This is a genomic window from Micromonospora sp. NPDC050495, from assembly GCF_040655175.1.
In the GTDB taxonomy this organism is placed as follows: Bacteria; Actinomycetota; Actinomycetes; order Mycobacteriales; family Micromonosporaceae; genus Micromonospora.
The window spans coordinates 104,308-124,617 of record NZ_JBFAJK010000009.1; the positions used below are offsets into that span (position 1 = coordinate 104,308).

Sequence of the window (20,310 nt, forward strand, 5' to 3'; positions counted from 1 at the left end):
CGGTACCGTTCCGGCCACCACCGCGCACCGGTGGTGGCCGGAACCGGTACCGCGGCCACCGGATCCGCCCGCCAGACCTCGTTCGAGGAGGACGCGCCGGGATGGTGACGACGAGCCCGCCGCCCACCGGGTGGCGGCCGCTGGGCGACACCCCGGTCCGGCTCGGCCTCGGGCCGGCCAACTACGCCGGGCAGGCTGCCGCCTTCGCCGCGGCCATCTGCCGGCAGCGTCCGGACGTCTCCGCCGAGGTGCTGATGCGCCGGACCGCGCACGGCTTCGCCTTCCCCGCCGACGTCCGGCTCGACCCGGACCGGCTCACCGAACTGGACGGCCAGATCGCCCAGCTGCGCCGGGTGATCGGCCGCTACACGCACCTGATCGCGGACGCGTTCCTGCCCGTCTTCGGCTCGCTCAACGGCGGGCACATCGGCGCCGACCTGCCCGCGCTGCGCCAGGCCGGCATCCGGGTCGCGCTGCTGGCGCACGGCAGCGAGGTACGCCACCCGGTGCGGCACCGGGAACGCAGCCCGTTCTCGCCCTTCCACGACCTGCCCGAGGAGCGGCTGGAAAAGCTGGCCGGCCGGGCCGAGCGCAACCACCGGGTCGCCGGGACCAGCGGGCGCCCGGTCTTCGTCACCACGCCGGACCTCCTGCTCGACCTGCCCGAGGCGACCTGGGCGCCGGTGGTGGTGGACGTGGACGCCTGGCGCAGCACCGCGCCGGTGCTGCGCCGGAAACGGCCGGTGGTGCTGCACGCCCCCTCGGCGCGCTGGCTCAAGGGCACCGACCGGATCCTGCCGGCCCTGTCCGCGCTGCACGACGCGGGCGCGATCGACCTCCGGCTGGTCGAGGAGCTGCCCTGGACCGAGGTGCGGGAGCTGATCCGCCGCGCCGACGTGGTGCTCGACCAGTTCGCGCTCGGCTGCTACGGCACGTTCGCGGTCGAGGCGATGGCCGCCGGCCGGCCGGTGCTGGCCTACCTGCACGACGAGGTGCTGGACCGGCTCGACGAGCGGCCGCCGATCGTCAACGCCAACCCGGACACCCTGCGTGCCGCCCTGGAAGAGCTCATCGCCGACCCGCGCCGCGCCGCCCGCCTCGGCGCCGAGTCGGTGGAGTACGCCCGGCAGCATCACGACGGCCGCCGGACGGCGGACGTGTTCGCCGAGTTCCTGGACAGCTGAGGCGTCGGGGCCGGCCGCCCGCCCCGGCGGCGGTCAGTCCAGCTTGAGCGAGGTCGTCGCGGTGGCCGACGGGAAACGCTTCGCCAGCCGGCTGGCCAGCGGGATGCCGAGGGTGTCGCAGGCGATGATCCGGTCCACCCGGTCGACGGCCAGCCCGCGCAGCTGCGGCGCGAACATCCACGCCATGGCCAGCGGCCGGAACAGCACCGCGTAGCGCGGGTAGAAGAGCTTGTGGTGGATGCCGCCGGAGACCCAGCGCCGCCGCTCCGAGACCGCCGCCCCCAGCCGCCCGATCCACCGGCCCGGCCAGCGTTCGGCGAGCCGGTCACCGACCCGCGACACCACTCCGGGGAGCTTGTAGACCAGCACCCGTTCGACCCGGCGGACCGGGTAGTGCACCTCGCGCCGGGGCGCCTCCCGGATCACCGGCAGCGGCTCGATCCCCGACTCCAGCCACGCCTGGGCGCCCCGGGTGAACAGGTGCACCTCGTCGCCGCGCGCCACCAGGGTCCGGACCAGCTCGACCACCCGGTCCGGCGGGTGCTGCGCCATCGACACGACCAGCACCACCGACCTGGTGGCCCCGGCTGCGGCTGCCTGCGTCGTCACGGGCCTCACCTCTGCCGATCAGGGGTAACGGCGAACCGGGTCAGCGACCGCAGCTTCGCCTCGAGCGGGACCAGCACCCGCTCGCGGGTGTACGCCTGCGCGTGGCGGCGGGCCGCCGCCCGCAGCTCGGGATCGAGGTCCCGGGCCGCCTTCCCGGCCGCCATCATGGACTGGGCGATCTGCTCCGGGTCCAGGCTGTCCGCGTTGAACCACAGTGGATAGCCCTGGAGCACCTCGGTGGCGGCGATGCCGGGGGCGTGCACCGAGACGATCGGGCGGCCGCTGGCCATGTACTCGAACACCTTGCCGGAGGTCACGTACTTCGCCCCGCCGGCCAGGAAGACCAGCACGTCGCTGTCGGCGTACGCCTGGGAGATCTCGGTCTTGGCCACCGGGCCCCGGTAGTGGACGCCGCCGCCGGGCTCGTCGGTCAGCCCGAGCCGCTCCCGCATCAGTTCCTGACTGCTGGCGAAGAAGCCGAGGTGGCCGTAGATGTTCAGCTCGGCGTCGGCGAGTTCGGGATGCCGGCGGGCGAGCTGGAACGCCGTGGTCATCTGCTCCACCGGCTGGGCGGCGGTGAGCGTGCCGACGTACGAGAAGCGCAGTGGCGCGGCCGGGCCGGCGTGGCCGTCGCCCGGCCCGTCCCCGACATCGGTGAGCAGATCGGGGTCCCAGCCGTTGGGCACCACCATCATCCGGTCCGCCACGGCCGGGTACCGCTCGGCGTGCCAGCCGCGCAGCGCCTCGTTGACGAAGCTCGCCGCCGAGGCGCGCTCGAGCACCCGGCGCTCCCAGCCCCAGACCGGGTGCCCCTCGGGAAAGCCCGGCTTGTCGGCGAAGAGGTCCAGCGTCCACGAGTCGCGGTAGTCCACCACGTACGGCAGGCCGGTGATCCGGTTGATCATCCAGGCGGCGGCGAACGAGGCGAACGGGTTGCCGGTGGCGAGGACGACGTCGAAGCGCCGCCGGGCGTGCAGCCGCAGCGCCTTGGCCACCGCGCTGCGGCCCCAGGAGAGGTAGTGCTCGGGGAAGATCCGCTGCCCGGCCTCGTAGAGCTTGCGGGAGACCAGCGGCATGGTGCGGCGCAGCCGGCTGAACCGGCGCAGGTCGTGCTCCCACTTGAAGTAGTTCAGCTCGGGCCGCTCCACCCGGATCCGCGGATCCACGGTGGCCGCCAGGCCCTCGTCGACCGAGCCGGCCACGTCGTGCAGGAACCGCATCGGGGCGGCGAAGACGGTGACGTCCCAGTCGTGCGCGGCCAGGTGGTTGGCGGTGGCCCGGGCCCGGTAGACCCCGCTGGCCCGGGACGGGGGGAAGTAGAACGAGAGATACAGAACCCGAGGCCGACGCCGGGGCTGGGTCGTCATCTGCTGCTCCTGAAGCGGCTCGGCACGGGGCACGGTCCAATCGCCGGGATCCGCCGGCGCCGCCCGCCGGGGTCCCGTGCCTGACGGCACGGACCGCACCGGCGGCGCCGCAGGGGCGCCGGGGTGCGGTCGTCGAGCACCGGGATCAGGCCTGCCGGTCCAGCGTAGCCCGCTCCGCGAGGATCTCCACCACGCGCTGCGCCGCCCGCCCGTCGCCGAACGGCTCACCCTGGGCGGTGGCCGGCGCGGGCCGGGTGGCGGTGCGGACCCACTCGTCGGCGGTGAGCCGGCGCGGGTCCGGGACGAGCCGGTTCCAGTCGCCGGAGAGGGTCTCCAGCCACTCGGTCTCCGAGCGCAGCGTGGTGCAGGGGCGGCCCAGCAGGTACGCCTCCTTCTGCAGGCCGCCGGAGTCGGTCACCACGCCGACCGAGCCGAGGACCGCGGCGATCATGCCCGCGTAGCCGACCGGGTTGCCCACGTGCAGGGCGCCCTGGGCGAGCTTCAGGCCCTGCTCCTGCGCCTTGGCGAGCAGCCGCGGGTGGGCCAGCAGCGCCACCGGGACCGGCAGCGAGGCCAGCGCCTCGACCAGCGCCGCCAGCCGGGCCGGGTCGTCGGTGTTCTCCGCCCGGTGCAGGGTGGCCAGCAGGTACGGCGCGTCCGGGTCGATGCCGTCCGGCAGCACCGGCCGGGGGTGCTCGCCGGCGAGCACGCTGTCCCGGACCTGGAGGCAGACGTCGACCATGACGTCGCCGCTGAGCACCGAGCGCTCGGCCAGCCCCTCGGTGGCCAGGTGGCGCAGCGCCTCCTCGGTGGGGGCCAGCAGCAGGTCGGCGGCGTGGTCGGTGAGGACCCGGTTGTGCTCCTCCGGCATCCGCCGGTTGAACGAGCGCAGGCCGGCCTCCAGGTGGGCCACCTTGATGTGCTGCTTCACGGCCGAGACGGCGCCGGCCAGGGTGGAGTTGGTGTCGCCGTAGACCAGCACCCAGTCCGGGGCCTCCCGGGCCAGCACCGGGTCGATGGCCTCCAGGATCCGGCCGGTCTGCATGCCGTGGCTGCCCGAGCCGATGCCCAGGTGCACGTCCGGGGCGGGGATGCCCAGCCCGGAGAAGAAGACGTCGGACAGGTTGACGTCGTAGTGCTGGCCGGTGTGCACGATCACGTGCTGGTGCTCGGTGCGGGCGAACGCCGCCGCGATGGGTGCGAGCTTCACCAGCTGCGGACGGGCACCGACGACACTGACTACCTTCACGGCTCTGTCTCCCGGAATGTTGTGAACCACGACGACGGTCCCGCCAGGGGCACCGGTCTCGACGAGAGGTTCGGGCACTCCGGCGGCCTCACCTGGCGCCGAACACGATACGTGACGCCGGCCGCGGGTACCCGGTGGGTGTGCGCCACCGGGCGCGGTTCGGCGTGGCGACGACCCGGTCGGATGTCCCGGGCGTCGCCTCGCTGACCCGTTTCGGGTGGTATCCGCCCTGGTCAGCCCGGATCGGCCCGGGCGACCCGATCGGATCGGGGCCGGGGCGCCGCGCGGGTGGGGCGATCGGGTCGGCGTTGCCGTACACTCGCCGACGTTCTCGCAGAGGCCGGTGCGGTGGGAGAGGCAGAGACAGGGATCATGGACGTGGACGGCGCCGTCGCGGCGCGAGGCACTCGGGGTCGGGTCGTCATGCTGGTCGACAACGGCGTGAACGGTGACTCCCGGGTGCAGAAGTCCGCCCGGTCCGCCGCCGAGGCGGGCTGGGACGTCATCCTGATCGGCAAGAAGGGCGACTCGGCCGTCGACACCTGGCGGCTCGGCGAGGCCGAGGTGCGCCTCGTCCCGGTCCGCACCGACCTGGTGGAGCCGCGTTTCCGCCGGGGCCGCTCGCTGCGCCGGCCGCTCGCCTACCCGGACAGCCGGCAGGCCGCCGTGCGGCTGGAGCTGATGCACGCCTGGCGGGCCGACGTCGTGGCCCGTATCGCCGAGCTGCGCGCCGGTCGCGGCGGTACCGGCGGCCAGGGCGGTCCGCTCGGCGAGCCCCGGCTGCTGTTCCCGCGCCTCGGGCTCGCGGCCGCCAGCCGTTGGGTGCGGCTGCGCGCCCGGGAGACCCGCAAGCTGCGCGAGGCCCGGGCCAACCCGCGCCTGCCGCTCAACCGGCTGGTCGTCAAGTACTGGACCACGACGCGGGGCGCGCGCGCCTGGCGCCGGCTCGACCCGTCGCTGTGGGAGTGGGAGCTGGCGTTCGGCAAGGTGATCGACGAGCTCAAGCCCGACCTGATCCACGCGCACGACTTCAAGATGGTGGGCGTCGGCGCCCGGGCGGCGGCCCGGGCCCGGGCCAAGGGCCGCGACGTGCGGTTCGTCTTCGACGCCCACGAGTACGTGCCGGGCCTGCTGCCCCGCACGCCGGGCTGGCTGCCGGCCCAGGTCGCCTACGAGCGGGAGTACATCGCCGCCGCCGACGCCGTGGTGACCGTCTCCGACGCCCTGGCCGACCTGCTGCGCCGCGACCACCGGCTGGCCGAGCAGCCCACCGTGGTGATGAACGCGCCGGTGCTGGCCGCCACCGAGGGCACCGACGACGCCCTGGTGCCCGACCTGCGGACGCTCTGCGGCCTCGGCCCGGAGACCCCGCTGCTGGCCTACTCCGGCGGCATCACCCCGGTGCGCGGCGTCGACCTGGTGGTCGAGGCCCTGCCCAGCCTGCCGGGCGTGCACCTGGCGATGCTGTCGCAGCACCCGACCGGCATCAACCGGGCCGCCGAGAAGCTGCTGGCCCGCGCCACCAAGCTCGGCGTGGCCGACCGGGTCCACCTGCTGCCGTACGTGCCGCACTGGCAGGTCTCCCGGGTGCTGTCGACCGCGGACGCCGCGGTCAGCCCGCTGCACCACCTGCCCAACCACGAGATCGCGCTGAGCAACAAGTTCTTCGAGTACTCCCACGCCCGGCTGCCGCTGGTCACCAGCGACGTGAAGACGATGGGGGACATGGTCCGCTCGACCGGCCAGGGCGAGGTGTTCCGGGCCAAGGACCTGACCGACTTCCTCCGCGCGGTCAAGCTGGTGCTGGCCGACCCCGCGAAGTACCGCGCGGCGTACGACCAGCCGGGCCTGCTGGAGCAGTGGAGCTGGGAGGCGCAGGCGGCGATCCTCGACCAGCTCTACACCCGGCTGCTGCCGGCCGCGCCCGGCCCGGGGGCCCGCGCCGACCTCGACGCCGTCGCCGGCCCGACCGCCGCCCCGGCCGACGCCGGCCCGGCCCTGCCCGTCGCCCAGTCCTGACCCGGCACGGCCGGCCGCGAGCAGCGCGCCGGCCGGGCCGGTGACCCGAGGAGGAGAGTCCGGTGGGTGTTCCCGCTGACCGGGACGTGGCCATCGTCACGCCGTGGTACCCGACCAGGCAGGTGCCGTTCGGTGGCGCCTTCGTGCAGGCGATGGTCGAGGCGACCGCGTCGGCGTGGCACCGGGCCACCGTCTACCACGTCGACGGCTGGGGCGCCCGCGTCCCGGAGCCGCAGGACCAGGCGATCATGCAGGCCCACCACGCGCTGCTCACCCGGGCCGTACGCGAGACCGGGACCGTCTCCGGCGCCCGGCTCTGGTACGTCCCCGTGCCGGTGCGGGTCGGGGTGTCCTTCGCCCAGTCCGCCCGGCGGCACGCGACCGCGCTGCGGACCGCGCTGCGCGGGGCGCCGATCGACGCGCCGGTGGTGCACGCCCACGTCGGCCTGCGGGGCGGCTGGACGGCGCTGGAGAACGCCCGCCCCGACGCCCGGGTCTTCGTGACCGAGCACGCGACCTTCCTGCCCTCGGTGCTCGCCGAGCCGGACTCCCGGGCCCTGTACGACGAGGTGATCCAGCGGGCGGCCGGGGTCTTCGCGGTCGGCGAGGAGGTGCGCAAGGTCCTCGTCGAGGCGTTCCCGCACCACGCCGACCGGATCACCTTCATGCCGAACCCGATCTCCTTCGGCGTGCCCCGCGAGCAGCCGGTCACCGCGCTGCGGCGCTGGCTCTACGTCGGCACGCTCAGCGAGCGCAAGGGCGTGGCGCTGCTGCTGGAGGCGTTCGCCCGGTGCCGGGCCGAGGACCCGTCGCTGAGCCTGACCTTCGTGGGGGAGGGGCGGCTGCGCGCCGCGCTGACCCGGCGGGTGGCCGAGCTGGGGCTCGCCGACGCGGTGAGCTTCGTCGGTTCGGTCCTGCCCGACCGGGCGTTGCAGCTGATGCGCGAGCACGACCTGCTGATCCACCCGAGCCGGCTGGAGACCTTCGGTATGACGGTGATCGAAGCGATCGCCGCCGGCACCCCGGTGCTGGTGACCCGCTGCGGCGGGCCGGAGGAGACCCTCGCCGGGATCGAGGACGCCGCCGGCGGGCTGATCGACGTGACCGACGACCCGGACACCATCGCCGACGGGTACCGGCGGCTGCGTGACCGGTTCCCCGCCCAGGTGGACCTGGCGCACGCCCGCTCGGTGCTGGTCGACCGGTACGGATACGACGCCGTCGGGCGGGCCCACGCGCGGGTGTGGTTCCCCGACGCCGACGACACCGCGCCCGCCACCCCGACCTCGTTCGCCGCCGCCACCCCGACGGAGTGACCATGCAGGTGTTGTTCCTCGCCCTCGGGGCGAACCGGTCCCGGGCGGCCCAGGAGGAGTCGGCCCAGGTGGTCGCCGACGGCGGCCGGGCCGTGGTGGTGATCGACCAGCGCCAGCCGTGGCGGCGGGTCAAGTTCCACCGGTCCGTCAAGGTGGTCGAGCTGTCCCGCCTGGAGGCGGCCCGGCTGCCGGTGCGGATCGAGCAGCTGCTGCTGTTCAAGGGGCCCCGGAAGGTGTTCCGGGCGGTGGGCCGGGGGCCGCTGCGGGAGCGGGTCGGCCGGGTCTCCACCGGCTACGAGACCCGCTTCGCCGACCGGGTGCACCGGCGGCTGGTGCAGCCGTTGTACCGCAAGGGCTGGGGCGAGGGGTCGCACGCGGTGATCCGGCGCGGCCTGCCGGCGGACGCCGCGTTCGACCTGATCGTGGTGACCGACCCGGCGTCGATGCCGTACGCGGCGGGCCTGGTCGCCGACTACGAGGCGCGCGGCGTCCCGGTGCCCCGGCTGGCCTTCGGCCTGGACTACGCGGGCCCGTTGGACGGCGACGACGACCGGCGTGGAGTGCCGGCCGATGCGCGGTGAGCGAGGCGCCCGCCGGCCGCGCGTGCTGTACCTGGCCTTCTACTTCCCGCCGTCGCGGGCCAGCGGCGTCTACCGGGCCCGGGCCACGGCCAACCATCTGATGAGCCGGGGCTGGGACGTCACGGTCTGCGCCGCCCCGGTGGACTTCCTGCGCGACGTGCTGGGCTCGGTCGACACCGACCTGGCCGCCACCGTCGCGCCGGAGATCCGGGTGGAGCGGCCGGCGTTGCAGCGGTTCGCGTGGGAGAAGGACGTGCGCCGGTACGGCCGGTTCCGGCGGAACCTGCCCCGCACCGCGCAGAAGCTCTACCAGCTCGGCCAGCGGCTCGGCTTCCCCGAGCACTACGCCTCCTGGGGCCTGGCCTCGGTGGCCCGCGCGCTGCGGCTGCACCGCCGCCAGCGGTTCGACGTGGTGCTGGCCACCGGGAACCCGTTCGCCTCGTTCGGCGCGGCCTGGCTGTTCCACCGGCTCACCGGCGTCCCGTACGTGCTGGACTACCGGGACTCGTGGACGCTGGACCTGTTCACCAACGGCCCGGCGTTCCCGGCCGGCCACCCGGCCTGGGCGTGGGAGCGGCGGGTGCTGGGCCAGGCCGCCGGGGTGGCCTTCGTCAACGACGCGCTGCGGGACTGGCACGCCCGGCGCTACCCGGCGGTGGCGGACCGGATGATGGTGGTCCCGAACGGCTGGGACCCGGACGTGGCGACCGCGACGGAGGCGGCGCCGCAGCGGACCGCCGGGCCACTGCGCTTCGCCTACCTGGGCACGGTCACCCGGGTGCAGCCAATCGAGGAGCTGGTCGGCGGCTTCGCGCTGGCCCGGGGGCACGCCGAGCTCGCCGACGCGCAGCTGCACATCCACGGGCACCTGGGGTTCAACCCCAACGGCGCGCGGGACCTGCTGGACCGGCTCGGCGCCGACCGCCCCGACACCGGGGTCCGGTACCGCGGCCCGGTCTCCAAGACCGAGGTGGCGTCGGTGTACGAGGACAGCGACGTGCTGGTGTTCCTCGCCGGCGGGTCGAAGTACGTCACCTCCGGCAAGATCTTCGAGTACATGACGACCGGCCGGCCGATCGTCTCGGTGCACGCCCCGGGTATCGCCGCCGAGGAGGTGCTCGCCGACTACCCGCTGTGGTTCCGGGCCCGGAGCCTGGAACCGGCCGACGTCGCGGACGCGATGCTGCGGGCCGGGCGGGCCGCCCACGCGCTGGACCCGGGGCAGCGGGCGGCGGCCCGGCGGCACGCCGACCGGTACGCCCGGGACCTGACGCTGGCGCCGCTGGAGGCCCGGCTGCGGTCGCTGCTGCCGGCGAGCGCGGCGGGCGACGGCGCCGGAGCCGACCCGGTCGGGGTGGAGGATCGTGACCATGCGCGGCGCTGAGCGGGACGCCCGGGTCCTGGTGCTGGCCCTCAACCGGGGGGTGTCGGACCGGATCCTCGGGTACGTGGGCCGGCTGGCCGAACGCGGGGCCGAGGTGGTGCTCGTGGTGGCCGGCCCGGCGCCCGGGCTCGACCCCGCCGGCGCCCGGCCGGTCCGGGTGGTCAGCCTGATCGAGGGCGGGCCGTGGACGCCGCTGCGCGGCCTGGAGAACGCCCTGACCCGGCCCCGGCGTACCGGCCGGCTGGCGGTCCTGCTGCGCCGCCTGCCGGTGACCGGCTACGCCCAGGTGCGTGCCGCGCTGCTGGCCGGGCGAGGGGTGCGCGCGCTGCGCCGGGCCAAGATCGGTGACGTTGATGCCGTGGTGGCCGCCGACATAGACTCGGTCACTCTCGGCTACCGGCTGGCCCGGCGCCATCCGGACGCGGTCGTCACCACCGCGCTGAACCTGGAACTCGTGCCCGACCAGGTCTCCTGACCGGAGCCGGCACCGGCATGTCCGATGATGATCCGGCCGCTCCGGCCGGCGGAAAGAGGTAGGAGCGTCATGCACTCTGCGAGCGGCGTCGCCCCAGGTGAGGCCCGGGGGCGCGTGGTCATGCTGGTCCACAACGCGGTCAAGGGCGACTCCCGGGTGCAGAAGACGGCCCGCTCGGCCGCGGCCGCCGGGTGGGACGTGATCCTGCTCGGCCGGTCGCCGGACCGTAAGCCGCACACCTGGGACGAGGGCGGGGCCGAGGTCCGGCTGATCCCGATGACCTCGCCGTTGACCAAGCGCCGGCACGAGTTCCGCCGCCGGTGGCTGCGCGGCCCGCTCGGCTACCCGCCCACCGGGGTGGCCGGGCACCGGCACCAGTGGATGAGGGCGTGGCAGGCGGACCTGCGGGTGCGCTACGGGCTGCTGCTGCTGGCCGAGCGCGCCGGCAAGCCGCCGGCGGCCGTGAAGCTGCGCAAGGCGGCCGTACGCGGCCAGCAGGCGGCGGCGAAGCTGCTCAGCGGCTGGGTGTCGCTGCGCTACCGGCAGCTCAACCGGGCCCAGGAGGCCCGCCGCCGGCTGACCGGCCCGTGGGACCGGTTCCAGACGTCCCTCTGGCTGAAGCTGATGGGTGACCGGGCGTGGCGCCGGCTGGAGCCCCGCCTCTGGGACTACGAGTTGGCCTTCGGCCCGGTCATCGACCGGCTCAAGCCGGACCTGATCCACGCGCACGACTTCCGGATGATCGGGGTGGGCGCCCGGGCGGCGATCCGCGGCCGGGTCGCGAAGCGGGACGTGAAGCTGGTCTGGGACGTGCACGAGTTCCTGCCGGGCGTCAGCCCGGGCCAGAACACCCTGCGCTGGCTGCCCGCGCACGCCGCCTCGGAGCGGGAGTACGCGCCGTACGCGGACGCGGTGATCACCGTCTCGGAGAGCCTCGGCGACCTGCTGATCAAGGAGCACGGCCTGACCGAGCGCCCGTACGTGGTGCTCAACGCGCCCAACGTCGACGAGCTGCCGGAGGACGAGGAGGTCGACGAGGCGAACCCGAGCATCCGCGCCGCCTGCGGCCTCGGCCCGGACGTGCCGCTGCTGGTCTACAGCGGGGGCGCGGTGGTGCACCGCGGGCTCGGCACCATGGTCGAGGCGCTGCCGCAGCTCGACGGCGTGCACGTGGCGTTCGTGGTGCCCAAGCCGGGCGACGCGTACGTCCAGGGGTTGCAGGCCCGCGCCGCCGAGCTGGGGGCCGCCGACCGGGTGCACGTGCTGCCGTACGTGAAGTACTGGCAGGTGGTCTCCTTCCTCTCCTCGGCCGACATCGGGGTCATCCCGATCCACCACTGGACGAACCACGAGATCGCGCTGATCACCAAGTTCTTCGAGTACTCGCACGGCCGGCTGCCGATCGTGGTCAGCGACGTGAAGACGATGGCGGAGACCGTGCGCCGTACCGGCCAGGGCGAGGTGTTCCGGGCCGAGGACGTGGCGGACTACGTGCGGGCCGTGCGTGCCGTGCTGGCCGACCCGAAGCGGTACCGGGCCGCCTACGACGAGCCCGGCCTGCTGGAGCGGTGGACCTGGGAGGCGCAGGCCGAGGTGCTGGACGAGGTGTACAGCCGGCTGCTGCCCGGCCGGCCGCGGCGCGGCGGCGACGCGCCGGCACCGGCCGCCGACCCGGCGGCGCAGGGCCAGCCCGTCCACGGTTGATCATCGACGGTCCCCGCCCTGGTGGGCGGGGACCCGTCGGCGGGCGGGTGACGACCGCCACAAATGGGGGCGATCTGCCGCCCGGTGTGCGTCCTGAATGGCGGACCGGCTGGCGTAGACTCGCCGCTCGGCAGGGGTGCAGGCGCAACGGAGACGGGCGGTAATGGGATCTGACGGTACGGCTGCGGCAGCCGGACACCGCGGACGCGTCGTCATGCTGGTCGACAACGGCGTCAACGGTGACTCGCGGGTGCAGAAGGCCGCCCGCTCGGCCGCCGACGCGGGCTGGGAGGTCATCCTGCTCGGCCGCTCACCCGGCGGCCTGCCGCAGACCTGGCAGCTCGGCCGGGCCGAGGTGCGGCTGCTGGCCATGCCCGACCCGCTCGCCCGCCGCCGGCACGAGTTCCGGCGGGCCTGGCTGCGCTGGCCGCTGGCGTACCCGCCGAGCGGGCTGGCCGCCCACCGCCAGCAGGCCGTCCGGGCCTGGCGGGCCGACCTGGCGGTCCGGGCCGCCCAGCTCGCGGTCGCCGACCCCGGCCAGCCCCGCCTCGCGCTGCGCCGCCGCGCGCTGCGCGCCGAGGAGGCCGCCGCGAAGGTCGCCGGCAAGTGGGTGTCGCTGCGGTACTGGATGCTCACCCAGGCCCGCCGCCGGCGCCGGTTCCGCAACCCGTGGGACCGGGCCTACACGCTGTTCTGGCAGGCGGTGCGCGGCGACCGCGCGTGGCGCCGGCTGGAGCCCGGCCTCTGGGACTACGAGCTGGGCTACGGGCCGGTGGTCGACGAGCTGCGACCGGACCTGATCCACGCCAACGACTTCCGGATGCTCGGGGTCGGCGCCCGCGCCAAGATCCGGGCCGCCGCCCAGGGCCGCGAGATCAAGCTGGTCTGGGACGCGCACGAGTTCCTTCCTGGCCTCAAGCCGTGGCAGGACAACGCCCGCTGGCTGCCCGCGCACGTCGCGCACGAGCGGGAGTACGCCCCGTACGCCGACGCGGTGATGACCGTCTCGGCCAGCCTGGCCGAGCTGCTCCAGCGCCAGCACGGCCTGGCCACCCTGCCGGACGTGGTGCTGAACGCGCCCGCCGCCGAGCACGGCGAGCGGGTCACCGACGCTCCCGTGCCGGACCTGCGGGCGAGCTGCGGCGTGGGGCCCGGTACGCCGCTGCTGGTCTACAGCGGCGCGGCCATGAAGCAGCGCGGCCTGGACATCATGGTCGAGGCGTTGCCGCAGCTGCCCGGGGTGCACGTGGCGCTGGTGGTCAACAAGCCCACCGGCCCGTACGTCGCCGGGGTGCTGGCCCGGGCGGCCCGGCTCGGCGTCGCCGACCGGGTGCACGCGCTGCCGTACGTGCCGCACTGGCAGGTGGTGCCGTTCCTGTCGGCGGCGGACGCCGGGGTCATCCCGATCCACCACTGGCCGAACCACGAGATCGCGCTGATCACCAAGTTCTTCGAGTACTCGCACGCCCGGCTGCCGCTGGTGGTCAGCGACGTGAAGACGATGGCCGGCACGGTGCGCGACACCGGCCAGGGCGAGGTGTTCCGGGCCGAGGACGTCGCGGACTACGTGCGGGCGGTCCGGGCGGTGCTGGCCGAGCCGGACCGCTACCGGGCCGCGTACGACCGTCCGGGGCTGCTGGAGAGCTGGACCTGGGAGGCCCAGGCCGAGGTGATGGACGCGGTGTACCGCCGGCTGCTGCCGGAGCGGGCACCGGCCGGCCCGGCCCCCGGGGCGGCCGGCCGGGCGGACGAGGTGCAGCCGGCGGTCGGAGCCGGCACGTGACCCAGCCGGACGTCACCGTCATCACCGCCGTCTACAACACCATGCCGTATCTGACCCGCTGCCTGACCTCGCTGGTCGAGCAGAGCATCGGGCGGGACCGGCTGGAGGTCGTGGCGGTGGACGACGGCTCCACCGACGGCAGCGGCCGGGAACTGGATCGCTTCGCGCGCCTGCACCCCGGCACCGTCAAGGTCATCCACCAGGCCAACTCGGGCGGGCCCGCGCAGCCCAGCAACGTCGGGCTGGAGCACGCCACCGGTCGGTACGTCTTCTTCATCGGCTCCGACGACTACCTCGGGCCGCAGGCGCTGGAGCGGCTGGTCGACGCCGCCGACCGGTACGGCTCGGACGTCGTGCTCGGCCGTACCGTCGGGGTCAACAGCCGCCACATCCACCAGGCGATCTTCGCGGCCACCGAGCCGGACGTGGACCTCTTCGACTCCGCCCTGCCGTGGTCGCTGTCGAACACCAAGCTGTTCCGGCGCGAGCTGATCGAACGTCACGGCCTGCGCTACCCGGAGGACATGCCGGTCGGCAGCGACCAGCCGTTCACCATCGAGGCGTGCTTCCGGGCCCGGCGGATCTCGGTGCTCGCCGACTACGACTACTACTACGCGGTGCGCCGGCTGAACGCCCGCAACATCACCTACAAGAGCCGGCACCTGGAGCGGCTGCGCTGCGCCGAGGAACTCGTCCGGTTCGTGGCCGGGCTGATCGAGCCCGGCAAGCGGCGCGACGCGGTGCTGCTGCGGCACTTCACCTGGGAGGTCGCCAAGCTCCTGGAGAACGACTTCCTGCTGCTGACGCGGGACGTCCAGGAGCAGGTGCGCGCCGGGGTCCGGGAGCTGGCCCGGCAGTACCTCACCGACGACATCCGGGACCGGCTCCCGGTCGAGGCCCGGGTCCGGCTCGGCGCGGCCCGCCACGGCGACCTCGACGACCTGCTGGCGGTGATCCGGCAGGACGCCGAGCTGGGCATCCCGCCGGCCGTGCTGGACGGCGACCGCTGGTACGCCGGCTATCCGGGGTTCCGGGATCCCCGGCTGGCCGTCCCGGACCCGTGGTTCGAGATCACCGACACGGTCGCCGACTGGCTGGCCCGCCTCGACACCGTCTCGGCCACCTTCGAGGGGGGCCGGGCCGGCGCTCGCGCGCTGCTGGTGACCGCCCGCAGCCCCCGCCCCGACCTCGCGGAACGCGCCTCCGACATCCGGCTCTGCGCCGGGGACGTCGCCGGTGTCACGCTCGCGGTCGCCGCCGACGCCACCGGCACCACCGTCCGGGCCCGGATACCGTTGGGCCGGGTGCTGGCCACCGTCGCCCCCGGTGGCGAGCTGCGCATCGTCTCCGCCCAGGTGACCGCCCTCGGCGCCACCGGGTCGGCGGCGCTGCGCGGGCCACGGCGGCCGGTGCCGGTACGGTCCGTGGTGCGCCACGGCGCCCGGCTGCACGTCATCACCACCACCACGAACCACAAGGGTCAGCTCGTGATCGCCGTAGCACCTGTGACGCCGCGCAGGCTGATGGCCCGCCTGCAGCGCAGGCTCCCACTAGGAGGAAAGTAGAAGTCATGAACATCTGCGTCGTCGCCCTCGGCAAGATCGGACTGCCGCTCGCCGTGCAGTTCGCGTCGAAGGGGCACCGGGTCATCGGAGCGGACGTCTCCGAGCGGGTCGTCACACTGGTCAACGACGGCGCGGTGCCGTTCCCCGGCGAGACCGACCTGGACACCAAGCTCAAGGAGGCCGTCTCCGCCGGGCTGCTCTCCGCCACCACCGACACCGCCGCGGCGGTCGCCGAGGCCGAGGCGGTTGTCGTGGTCGTGCCGCTGTTCGTGGACGCCGACGGCGTGCCGGACTTCGGCTGGATGGACGACGCCACCCGGGCCATCGCCCGTGGCCTGCGGCCGGGCACCCTGGTCAGCTACGAGACCACCCTGCCGGTCGGCACCACCCGCAACCGCTGGGCGCCGATGCTGGAGGAGGGCTCCGGCCTGACCGCCGGCACCGACTTCCACCTGGTCTTCAGCCCGGAGCGGGTGCTCACCGGTCGGGTCTTCGCCGACCTGCGCCGCTACCCGAAGCTGGTCGGCGGCATCGACGAGGCGTCCGCCGAGCACGGCGTCCGCTTCTACGAGGCGGTGCTGGACTTCGACGAGCGGGCCGACCTCAACCGGGCCAACGGCGTCTGGGACCTCGGCTCGGCCGAGGCGTCCGAGCTGGCCAAGCTCGCCGAGACCACCTACCGGGACGTCAACATCGGCCTGGCGAACCAGTTCGCCCGGTTCGCCGACACGGTCGGTGTCGACGTCACCAAGGTGATCGAGGCCTGCAACACCCAGCCGTACAGCCACATCCACCAGCCGGGCATCGCGGTCGGCGGGCACTGCATCCCGATCTACCCGCGGATGTACCTCTGGAACGACCCGGCCGCCACCGTGGTGCGCTCGGCCCGCGAGGCCAACGCCGCCATGCCCGACTACGCCGTCGACCTGCTCGCCGCCGCGTACGGCGACCTGACCGGCGTGGGCGTGCTGGTGCTCGGGGCGGCCTACCGGGGCGGGGTGAAGGAGACCGCCTTCTCCGGGGTCTTCCCGACCGTCGAGGCGCTGCGCCAGCGGGGCGCCACCCCGTACGTCTCCGACCCGATGTACACCAACGAGGAACTGGCCGCGCACGGCCTGCCCGGCTACGACGGCGAGCCGGTCGGCGCGGCGGTCATCCAGGCCGACCACGCCGAGTACCGCACCCTCGCCCCGGCCGACCTGCCGGGCGTGACGGTGCTGGTCGACGGCCGCCGGGTCACCGACCCGGCCCGCTGGACCGGCGTGCGCCGGGTGGTCATCGGCGGCTGACCCCGCCGCACGGACGCGGGCCCTGACCGGATCGGTCAGGGCCCGCGGTGTGTCGGCGGCCGGCCGGGAGCGAGCAGCCCGGCCGTGGCCGGGTACGGCGGCCCGGTCAGCCCTGGGTCAGCCCGGCCGGCGGGTTGTCGACGTCGCGGGAGACGACCTCGCCCTTCTCGTCGACCCAGCCCTTCGGCCGGGCCGGGTTGCCGGCCACCAGCTGGTACGGCTTGACGTCCTTGGTCACCACCGAGCCGGCGGCGATCATCGCGTACTCGCCGACCTCGATCCCGCAGACCAGGGTGGCGTTGGCGCCGATCGAGGCGCCCCGGCGGACCAGGGTCGGGGTGATCGTCCAGTCCGGGTTCTGGGCGCGCGGCCGGAAGTCGTTGGTGAACACCGCGCACGGGCCCACGAAGACCTCGTCCTCGATGGTCACCCCCTGGTAGACCGAGACGTTGTTCTGGATCTTCACCCGGTCGCCGACCGAGACGTTCGCGTCGACGTACACGTTGCGGCCGATGACACAGCCGGCGCCGATGTGCGCGCTCGACCGGATGTGGGCCAGGTGCCAGACCTTGGTGCCGTCGCCGACCTGGGCGCCGGCCTCCACGTCGGCCGTCGGGTGGACGAACACGGAGGCGGACCGGTCGTTGGTGTCAGTCATTGTCTACTCGCATCGTCGCGGGGCGCGCCGTCGCGCCGTCGGTTGCCGGGTGGACCGTGCCGGTCGATCGGCGCGGCCCCGCCCGGGCCAGGACCGCCCGGCCGCCCGGGAGGCGTCCCCCGTGTCGGCGCGGGCTGACGCAGCATAGCGAGCCGTCAGGGCAGCAGTTCGGCCACCGCGTCGGCGGCCGGCCGGTCCACCGGCAGCGGGTGCGCCGTCACCACCGCCTCGACCGGCAGCGGCGCGTACAGGTGCGGGAAGAGCGCCCCGCCGCGGGACGCCTCCCAGCGCAGCGCGTCGCCGAGCCGGTCCGGGTCCACCGCGAGCACGGTGAGGCCGGTGGCCCCGGCGAAGAACCGCCGGGCCGTCTCCACCACCTGGTCTACGGCCGAGAGGTGGATGAAGCCGTCCTGCCGGTCCAGCTCCGTGCCGGTGAACCGGCCGGCCGCCCGGGCCTGCTCCCACTCGCCGGAGGAGAGAATCTTGTAGATCATCACCGCAGCCTAGCCCCGGCGGGTCGGGGGATCCGCCCTGCTCAGCCGGGGCACGACGCGGTCCGTCGGTGGTCGGCCACGGCACGGTGGCGAACCGCTCCCAGGATTTTTCCGACCGGATGTAGAAATCGGGTCCGCCCGTTCGATGACCTCCTGACGCGGCCGGTGCTTCGACCGGCCGGTGGTTCCCGGGAGGTTGCCATGAAGACTGCGGTTCTCGACTCCCCGCGGCTGCGGGACGGCGCGGTACGCGGCGGGTGCACGCCGGCCGGGCGGGTCACCCGTTCGCTGCTCGGCTACGGCGTGCTGGCCGGTCCGCTCTACGTCGTGGTGTCGCTCGCGCAGGCCCTGACCCGCGACGGGTTCGACCTGGCCCGGCACGACTGGAGCCTGTTGGCGAACGGTCCCGGCGGGTGGATCCAGGCGGCGAACCTGATGCTGGCGGGCGTGCTGGTGACGGCCGCGGCGGCGGGACTGTGGCGGGCCGGCGGCCGTCCGGGACGGGCAGCGGCGCTCCTGGTCGGGGGATACGGTTCGGGCCTGGTCGGGGCCGGGGTCTTCCGGGCCGATCCGATGTTCGGCTTCCCGCTGGGGACGCCGGACGGGGCGCCGGTCCACCCGACGCCGCACGGCACGTTGCACCTGGTCTTCGGTGGGATGGCGTTCGTCTGCCTGGCCGTGGCCTGCCTGCTGTCCGGGCGCCGGGCCGCGCGGGAGGATCGGCGCGGCCGCGCGCGGTGGTCCCGGATCTGCGGGGCCGGAGTGCTGGTCGGGTTCGCCGCCGCGGCGTCGGGCCAGCCGTGGGGCACCCTGGTGCTCACCGCCGGGGTGATCCTGGGCTGGGTGTGGCTGGCGGAATGGTCGGCGCGGGAGTTCGCCCGCGACGCTGCCGCGGACGCCGCCGCCGCGCCGCGCTGACGCCGCCGCCGCTCCGCGCCGCCACCGATCAGGGGGTCGGCCGGACCACCGGGGAACCGGCATCATCACCGACCAGGACTGAGATCTCACCAGGGAGCATGTTGTGCGTTATCTCGTGTTGTTGAAGTCGAACGCGTCGACACCGCCACCGCCGGACCTGATGGAGGCGATCATGGCGCTCGGGGCGGAAGCCACCGCCGCCGGCGCGCTGCTGGACACCGCCGGATTGCAGCCCAGCGCGGCCGGCGCCCGGGTCGCGCTGGCCGGAGGCCAGCTCAGCGTCACCGACGGGCCGTTCGCCGAGTCGAAGGAGTTGATCAGCTACGCGCTGTACGACGTGCGCTCCCGCGCCGAGGCGACCGAGTGGACCAGCCGGTTCATGACCCTGCACCGGGACCGGTGGCCCGGCTGGGAGGGCGAGGCCGACGTGCTGAAGGTCTTCGGCCCGGAGGACTTCGGCCCACCGGCGGCGGCTGACGGCGGCCGGCAGTCGGCGTGACGGACACCGGAGCGGCGATCGAGGCGGTCTGGCGGATCGAGTCCGGCCGCCTGATCGCCGCGCTGGCCCGCCGGCTGGGCGACCTGGGCCTGGCCGAGGACCTGGCCCAGGACACCTTCGAGGTGGCGCTGCGGCAGTGGGCCGAATCCGGGGTGCCGGAGAAGCCGGGCGCGTGGTTGATGGCGACGGCCAAGCACCTGGCCGTGGACCAGGTCCGGCGGAGCGTCACCTACGCCCGCAAACTCGCCGACGTCGGCCGGGAGATCGACCAGCGCCGGCTGGAGGACCCGATGAACCAGATGGACGAGGCCCTCGACGATCACATCCGGGACGACCTGCTGCGGCTGATCTTCACCGCGTGCCATCCGGTGAACTCCGCCGAATCGCAGATGGCGCTCACCCTGCGCGTGGTCGCCGGTCTGCGGACCGACGAGATCGCCCGCGCCTTCCTGGTGCCGGAGGCGACCATGGGTCAGCGGATCTCCCGGGCCAAGCGGGCGCTGACCGACAACCGGGTCGGCTTCGAACTGCCGAGCCGCGCGGAGCTTCCCGACCGGCTCCACGCGGTCCTCGGGATCATCTACCTGATCTTCAACGAGGGCTACACGGCCACCGCGGGCGCCGACTGGACCCGCCCCGAACTGTGCGCCGACGCGATCCGGCTGGGCCGGGTCCTGGCCGGCCTGCTGCCCGACGAACCTGAGGTCCACGGCCTGCTCGCCCTCATGCAGCTGCACGCCTCCCGGCTCGTGGCCCGCACGGACGCCGCCGGCGAGCCGGTGCTGCTGGGCGACCAGGACCGGCGCCGTTGGGACCGGCTGTCGATCCGGCAGGGCCTGGAATCGCTGGCCCACGCCGAGCGGCTCGGTGGTGGCCCGTACACGGTGCAGGCCGCGATCGCCGCCTGCCACGCCCGGGCCCGATCCACGGCCGACACCGACTGGAAGCGGATCACCGCCTTGTACACGGTGCTCGCCCACGTGTCCCCGTCCCCGGTGGTGCTGCTCAACCGCGCGGTCGCCGTCGGCATGGCCGAAGGCCCCCAGCGCGGGCTCGACCTCGTCGCCGAACTCGCCGACGACAAGGCCCTGCGCGGCTATCCGCAGCTGTCCGCCGTCCGCGCCGAACTGCTGGCCCGGCAGGGCCGCCTGACCGCCGCCCGCCGGGAGTTCGAGCAGGCCGCGCGGTTGAGCCGGAACGACAGCGAACGCCGCCT

17 protein-coding genes and 1 pseudogene are annotated in these 20,310 nt (G+C 74.5%); 13 read left to right on the plus strand and 5 right to left on the minus strand.

The genetic code is table 11. The annotated features are described in order from the left end of the window. The first annotated feature begins 101 nt into the window (after positions 1 to 101). Positions 102 to 1,184: a hypothetical protein gene (locus AB0I11_RS12710; protein ID WP_357318055.1), complete on the plus strand. Its 1,083-nt coding sequence runs from the start codon at positions 102 to 104 to the stop codon at positions 1,182 to 1,184. A gap of 33 nt (positions 1,185 to 1,217) precedes the next feature. Here AB0I11_RS12710 and AB0I11_RS12715 read toward each other — a convergent pair whose 3' ends face one another. The 3 genes from AB0I11_RS12715 to wecB all read right to left on the minus strand — a co-directional run bounded on the left by AB0I11_RS12715 (position 1,218) and on the right by wecB (position 4,409). Beyond that, a complete protein-coding gene (locus tag AB0I11_RS12715; RefSeq protein WP_357318058.1) occupies positions 1,218 to 1,793 on the minus strand; it encodes a hypothetical protein in 576 nt (191 codons plus the stop codon). A gap of 5 nt (positions 1,794 to 1,798) precedes the next feature. Continuing rightward, positions 1,799 to 3,160: a glycosyltransferase gene (locus AB0I11_RS12720; RefSeq protein WP_357318061.1), complete on the minus strand. Its 1,362-nt coding sequence runs from the start codon at positions 3,158 to 3,160 to the stop codon at positions 1,799 to 1,801. A 145-nt stretch (positions 3,161 to 3,305) separates the two neighbouring features. Next, the gene (gene wecB / locus AB0I11_RS12725; RefSeq protein WP_357318063.1) at positions 3,306 to 4,409 is read right to left on the minus strand and encodes a UDP-N-acetylglucosamine 2-epimerase (non-hydrolyzing); all 1,104 of its coding nucleotides are present in this window, start codon (positions 4,407 to 4,409) and stop codon (positions 3,306 to 3,308) included. 372 nt (positions 4,410 to 4,781) lie between these two features. Here wecB and AB0I11_RS12730 point away from each other — a divergent pair, with 372 nt between their 5' ends. The 9 genes from AB0I11_RS12730 (at position 4,782) to AB0I11_RS12770 (ending at position 16,525) form a co-directional block, all read left to right on the plus strand. Further along, entirely contained in the window at positions 4,782 to 6,428 is a 1,647-nt protein-coding gene (locus tag AB0I11_RS12730; RefSeq protein WP_357318066.1) for a glycosyltransferase family 4 protein, read from the plus strand. Between the two features lie 62 nt (positions 6,429 to 6,490). Then, complete coding sequence (locus AB0I11_RS12735; protein WP_357318069.1) at positions 6,491 to 7,744, plus strand: glycosyltransferase family 4 protein; 1,254 nt, start codon at positions 6,491 to 6,493, stop codon at positions 7,742 to 7,744. 2 nt (positions 7,745 to 7,746) lie between these two features. Further along, positions 7,747 to 8,325, plus strand: coding sequence for a hypothetical protein (locus AB0I11_RS12740; protein WP_357318073.1), 579 nt, complete (start codon positions 7,747 to 7,749; stop codon positions 8,323 to 8,325). Continuing rightward, positions 8,315 to 9,709 (plus strand): glycosyltransferase, encoded by a 1,395-nt coding sequence (locus AB0I11_RS12745; RefSeq protein ID WP_357318077.1) that lies wholly within the window; start codon positions 8,315 to 8,317, stop codon positions 9,707 to 9,709. Before AB0I11_RS12740 ends, AB0I11_RS12745 begins: the two co-directional genes overlap by 11 nt. Beyond that, the gene (locus AB0I11_RS12750) at positions 9,696 to 10,184 is read left to right on the plus strand and encodes a hypothetical protein (protein ID WP_357318080.1); all 489 of its coding nucleotides are present in this window, start codon (positions 9,696 to 9,698) and stop codon (positions 10,182 to 10,184) included. Before AB0I11_RS12745 ends, AB0I11_RS12750 begins: the two co-directional genes overlap by 14 nt. Before the next feature lie 120 nt (positions 10,185 to 10,304). Beyond that, complete coding sequence (locus AB0I11_RS12755; protein WP_357318252.1) at positions 10,305 to 11,888, plus strand: glycosyltransferase; 1,584 nt, start codon at positions 10,305 to 10,307, stop codon at positions 11,886 to 11,888. Positions 11,889 to 12,102: 214 nt separating this feature from the next. Continuing rightward, positions 12,103 to 13,671: a glycosyltransferase family 4 protein gene (locus AB0I11_RS12760; RefSeq protein ID WP_357318083.1), complete on the plus strand. Its 1,569-nt coding sequence runs from the start codon at positions 12,103 to 12,105 to the stop codon at positions 13,669 to 13,671. Next, complete coding sequence (locus AB0I11_RS12765) at positions 13,668 to 15,236, plus strand: glycosyltransferase (RefSeq protein ID WP_357318085.1); 1,569 nt, start codon at positions 13,668 to 13,670, stop codon at positions 15,234 to 15,236. The genes AB0I11_RS12760 and AB0I11_RS12765 overlap by 4 nt, the downstream gene beginning before the upstream one ends. Before the next feature lie 5 nt (positions 15,237 to 15,241). Beyond that, positions 15,242 to 16,525, plus strand: a complete 1,284-nt coding sequence (locus tag AB0I11_RS12770) for a nucleotide sugar dehydrogenase (protein WP_357318088.1) — start codon at positions 15,242 to 15,244, stop codon at positions 16,523 to 16,525. Between the two features lie 106 nt (positions 16,526 to 16,631). On the opposite strand, the gene AB0I11_RS12775 is transcribed toward AB0I11_RS12770, so the two are convergent. Then, a complete protein-coding gene (locus AB0I11_RS12775) occupies positions 16,632 to 17,183 on the minus strand; it encodes an acyltransferase (RefSeq protein WP_357318091.1) in 552 nt (183 codons plus the stop codon). A 155-nt stretch (positions 17,184 to 17,338) separates the two neighbouring features. Further along, positions 17,339 to 17,677 carry a DUF952 domain-containing protein gene (locus AB0I11_RS12780; RefSeq protein WP_357318094.1) on the minus strand — a complete coding sequence of 113 codons (339 nt, stop codon included), beginning with the start codon at positions 17,675 to 17,677 and terminating at the stop codon, positions 17,339 to 17,341. 201 nt (positions 17,678 to 17,878) lie between these two features. Here AB0I11_RS12780 and AB0I11_RS12785 point away from each other — a divergent pair, with 201 nt between their 5' ends. The 3 genes and pseudogenes from AB0I11_RS12785 to AB0I11_RS12795 all read left to right on the plus strand — a co-directional run. Further along, a complete protein-coding gene (locus AB0I11_RS12785) occupies positions 17,879 to 18,595 on the plus strand; it encodes a DUF998 domain-containing protein (RefSeq protein WP_357318097.1) in 717 nt (238 codons plus the stop codon). Positions 18,596 to 18,698: 103 nt separating this feature from the next. Further along, positions 18,699 to 19,094, plus strand: a complete 396-nt coding sequence (locus AB0I11_RS12790; protein ID WP_357318100.1) for a YciI family protein — start codon at positions 18,699 to 18,701, stop codon at positions 19,092 to 19,094. Further along, positions 19,091 to 19,939, plus strand: a pseudogene (locus AB0I11_RS12795) (DUF6596 domain-containing protein); the annotation flags it as partial. The gene AB0I11_RS12790 and the pseudogene AB0I11_RS12795, both read left to right, overlap by 4 nt. Positions 19,940 to 20,310 lie beyond the last annotated feature (371 nt).

What these genes read in the sequence shown, in the direction of transcription:
- AB0I11_RS12720 (WP_357318061.1), bottom strand. Translation starts at nt 3,160, where the DNA reads ATGACGACCCAGCCCCGGCGTCGGCCTCGGGTTCTGTATCTCTCGTTC.
- AB0I11_RS12780 (WP_357318094.1), bottom strand. Translation starts at nt 17,677, where the DNA reads ATGATCTACAAGATTCTCTCCTCCGGCGAGTGGGAGCAGGCCCGGGCG.
- AB0I11_RS12745 (WP_357318077.1), top strand. Translation starts at nt 8,315, where the DNA reads ATGCGCGGTGAGCGAGGCGCCCGCCGGCCGCGCGTGCTGTACCTGGCC.
- AB0I11_RS12760 (WP_357318083.1), top strand. Translation starts at nt 12,103, where the DNA reads ATGCTGGTCGACAACGGCGTCAACGGTGACTCGCGGGTGCAGAAGGCC.
- AB0I11_RS12740 (WP_357318073.1), top strand. Translation starts at nt 7,747, where the DNA reads ATGCAGGTGTTGTTCCTCGCCCTCGGGGCGAACCGGTCCCGGGCGGCC.
- AB0I11_RS12710 (WP_357318055.1), top strand. Translation starts at nt 102, where the DNA reads ATGGTGACGACGAGCCCGCCGCCCACCGGGTGGCGGCCGCTGGGCGAC.
- AB0I11_RS12785 (WP_357318097.1), top strand. Translation starts at nt 17,879, where the DNA reads ATGAAGACTGCGGTTCTCGACTCCCCGCGGCTGCGGGACGGCGCGGTA.
- AB0I11_RS12775 (WP_357318091.1), bottom strand. Translation starts at nt 17,183, where the DNA reads ATGACTGACACCAACGACCGGTCCGCCTCCGTGTTCGTCCACCCGACG.
- AB0I11_RS12730 (WP_357318066.1), top strand. Translation starts at nt 4,782, where the DNA reads ATGGACGTGGACGGCGCCGTCGCGGCGCGAGGCACTCGGGGTCGGGTC.
- AB0I11_RS12755 (WP_357318252.1), top strand. Translation starts at nt 10,305, where the DNA reads ATGCTGGTCCACAACGCGGTCAAGGGCGACTCCCGGGTGCAGAAGACG.
- AB0I11_RS12750 (WP_357318080.1), top strand. Translation starts at nt 9,696, where the DNA reads ATGCGCGGCGCTGAGCGGGACGCCCGGGTCCTGGTGCTGGCCCTCAAC.
- AB0I11_RS12770 (WP_357318088.1), top strand. Translation starts at nt 15,242, where the DNA reads ATGAACATCTGCGTCGTCGCCCTCGGCAAGATCGGACTGCCGCTCGCC.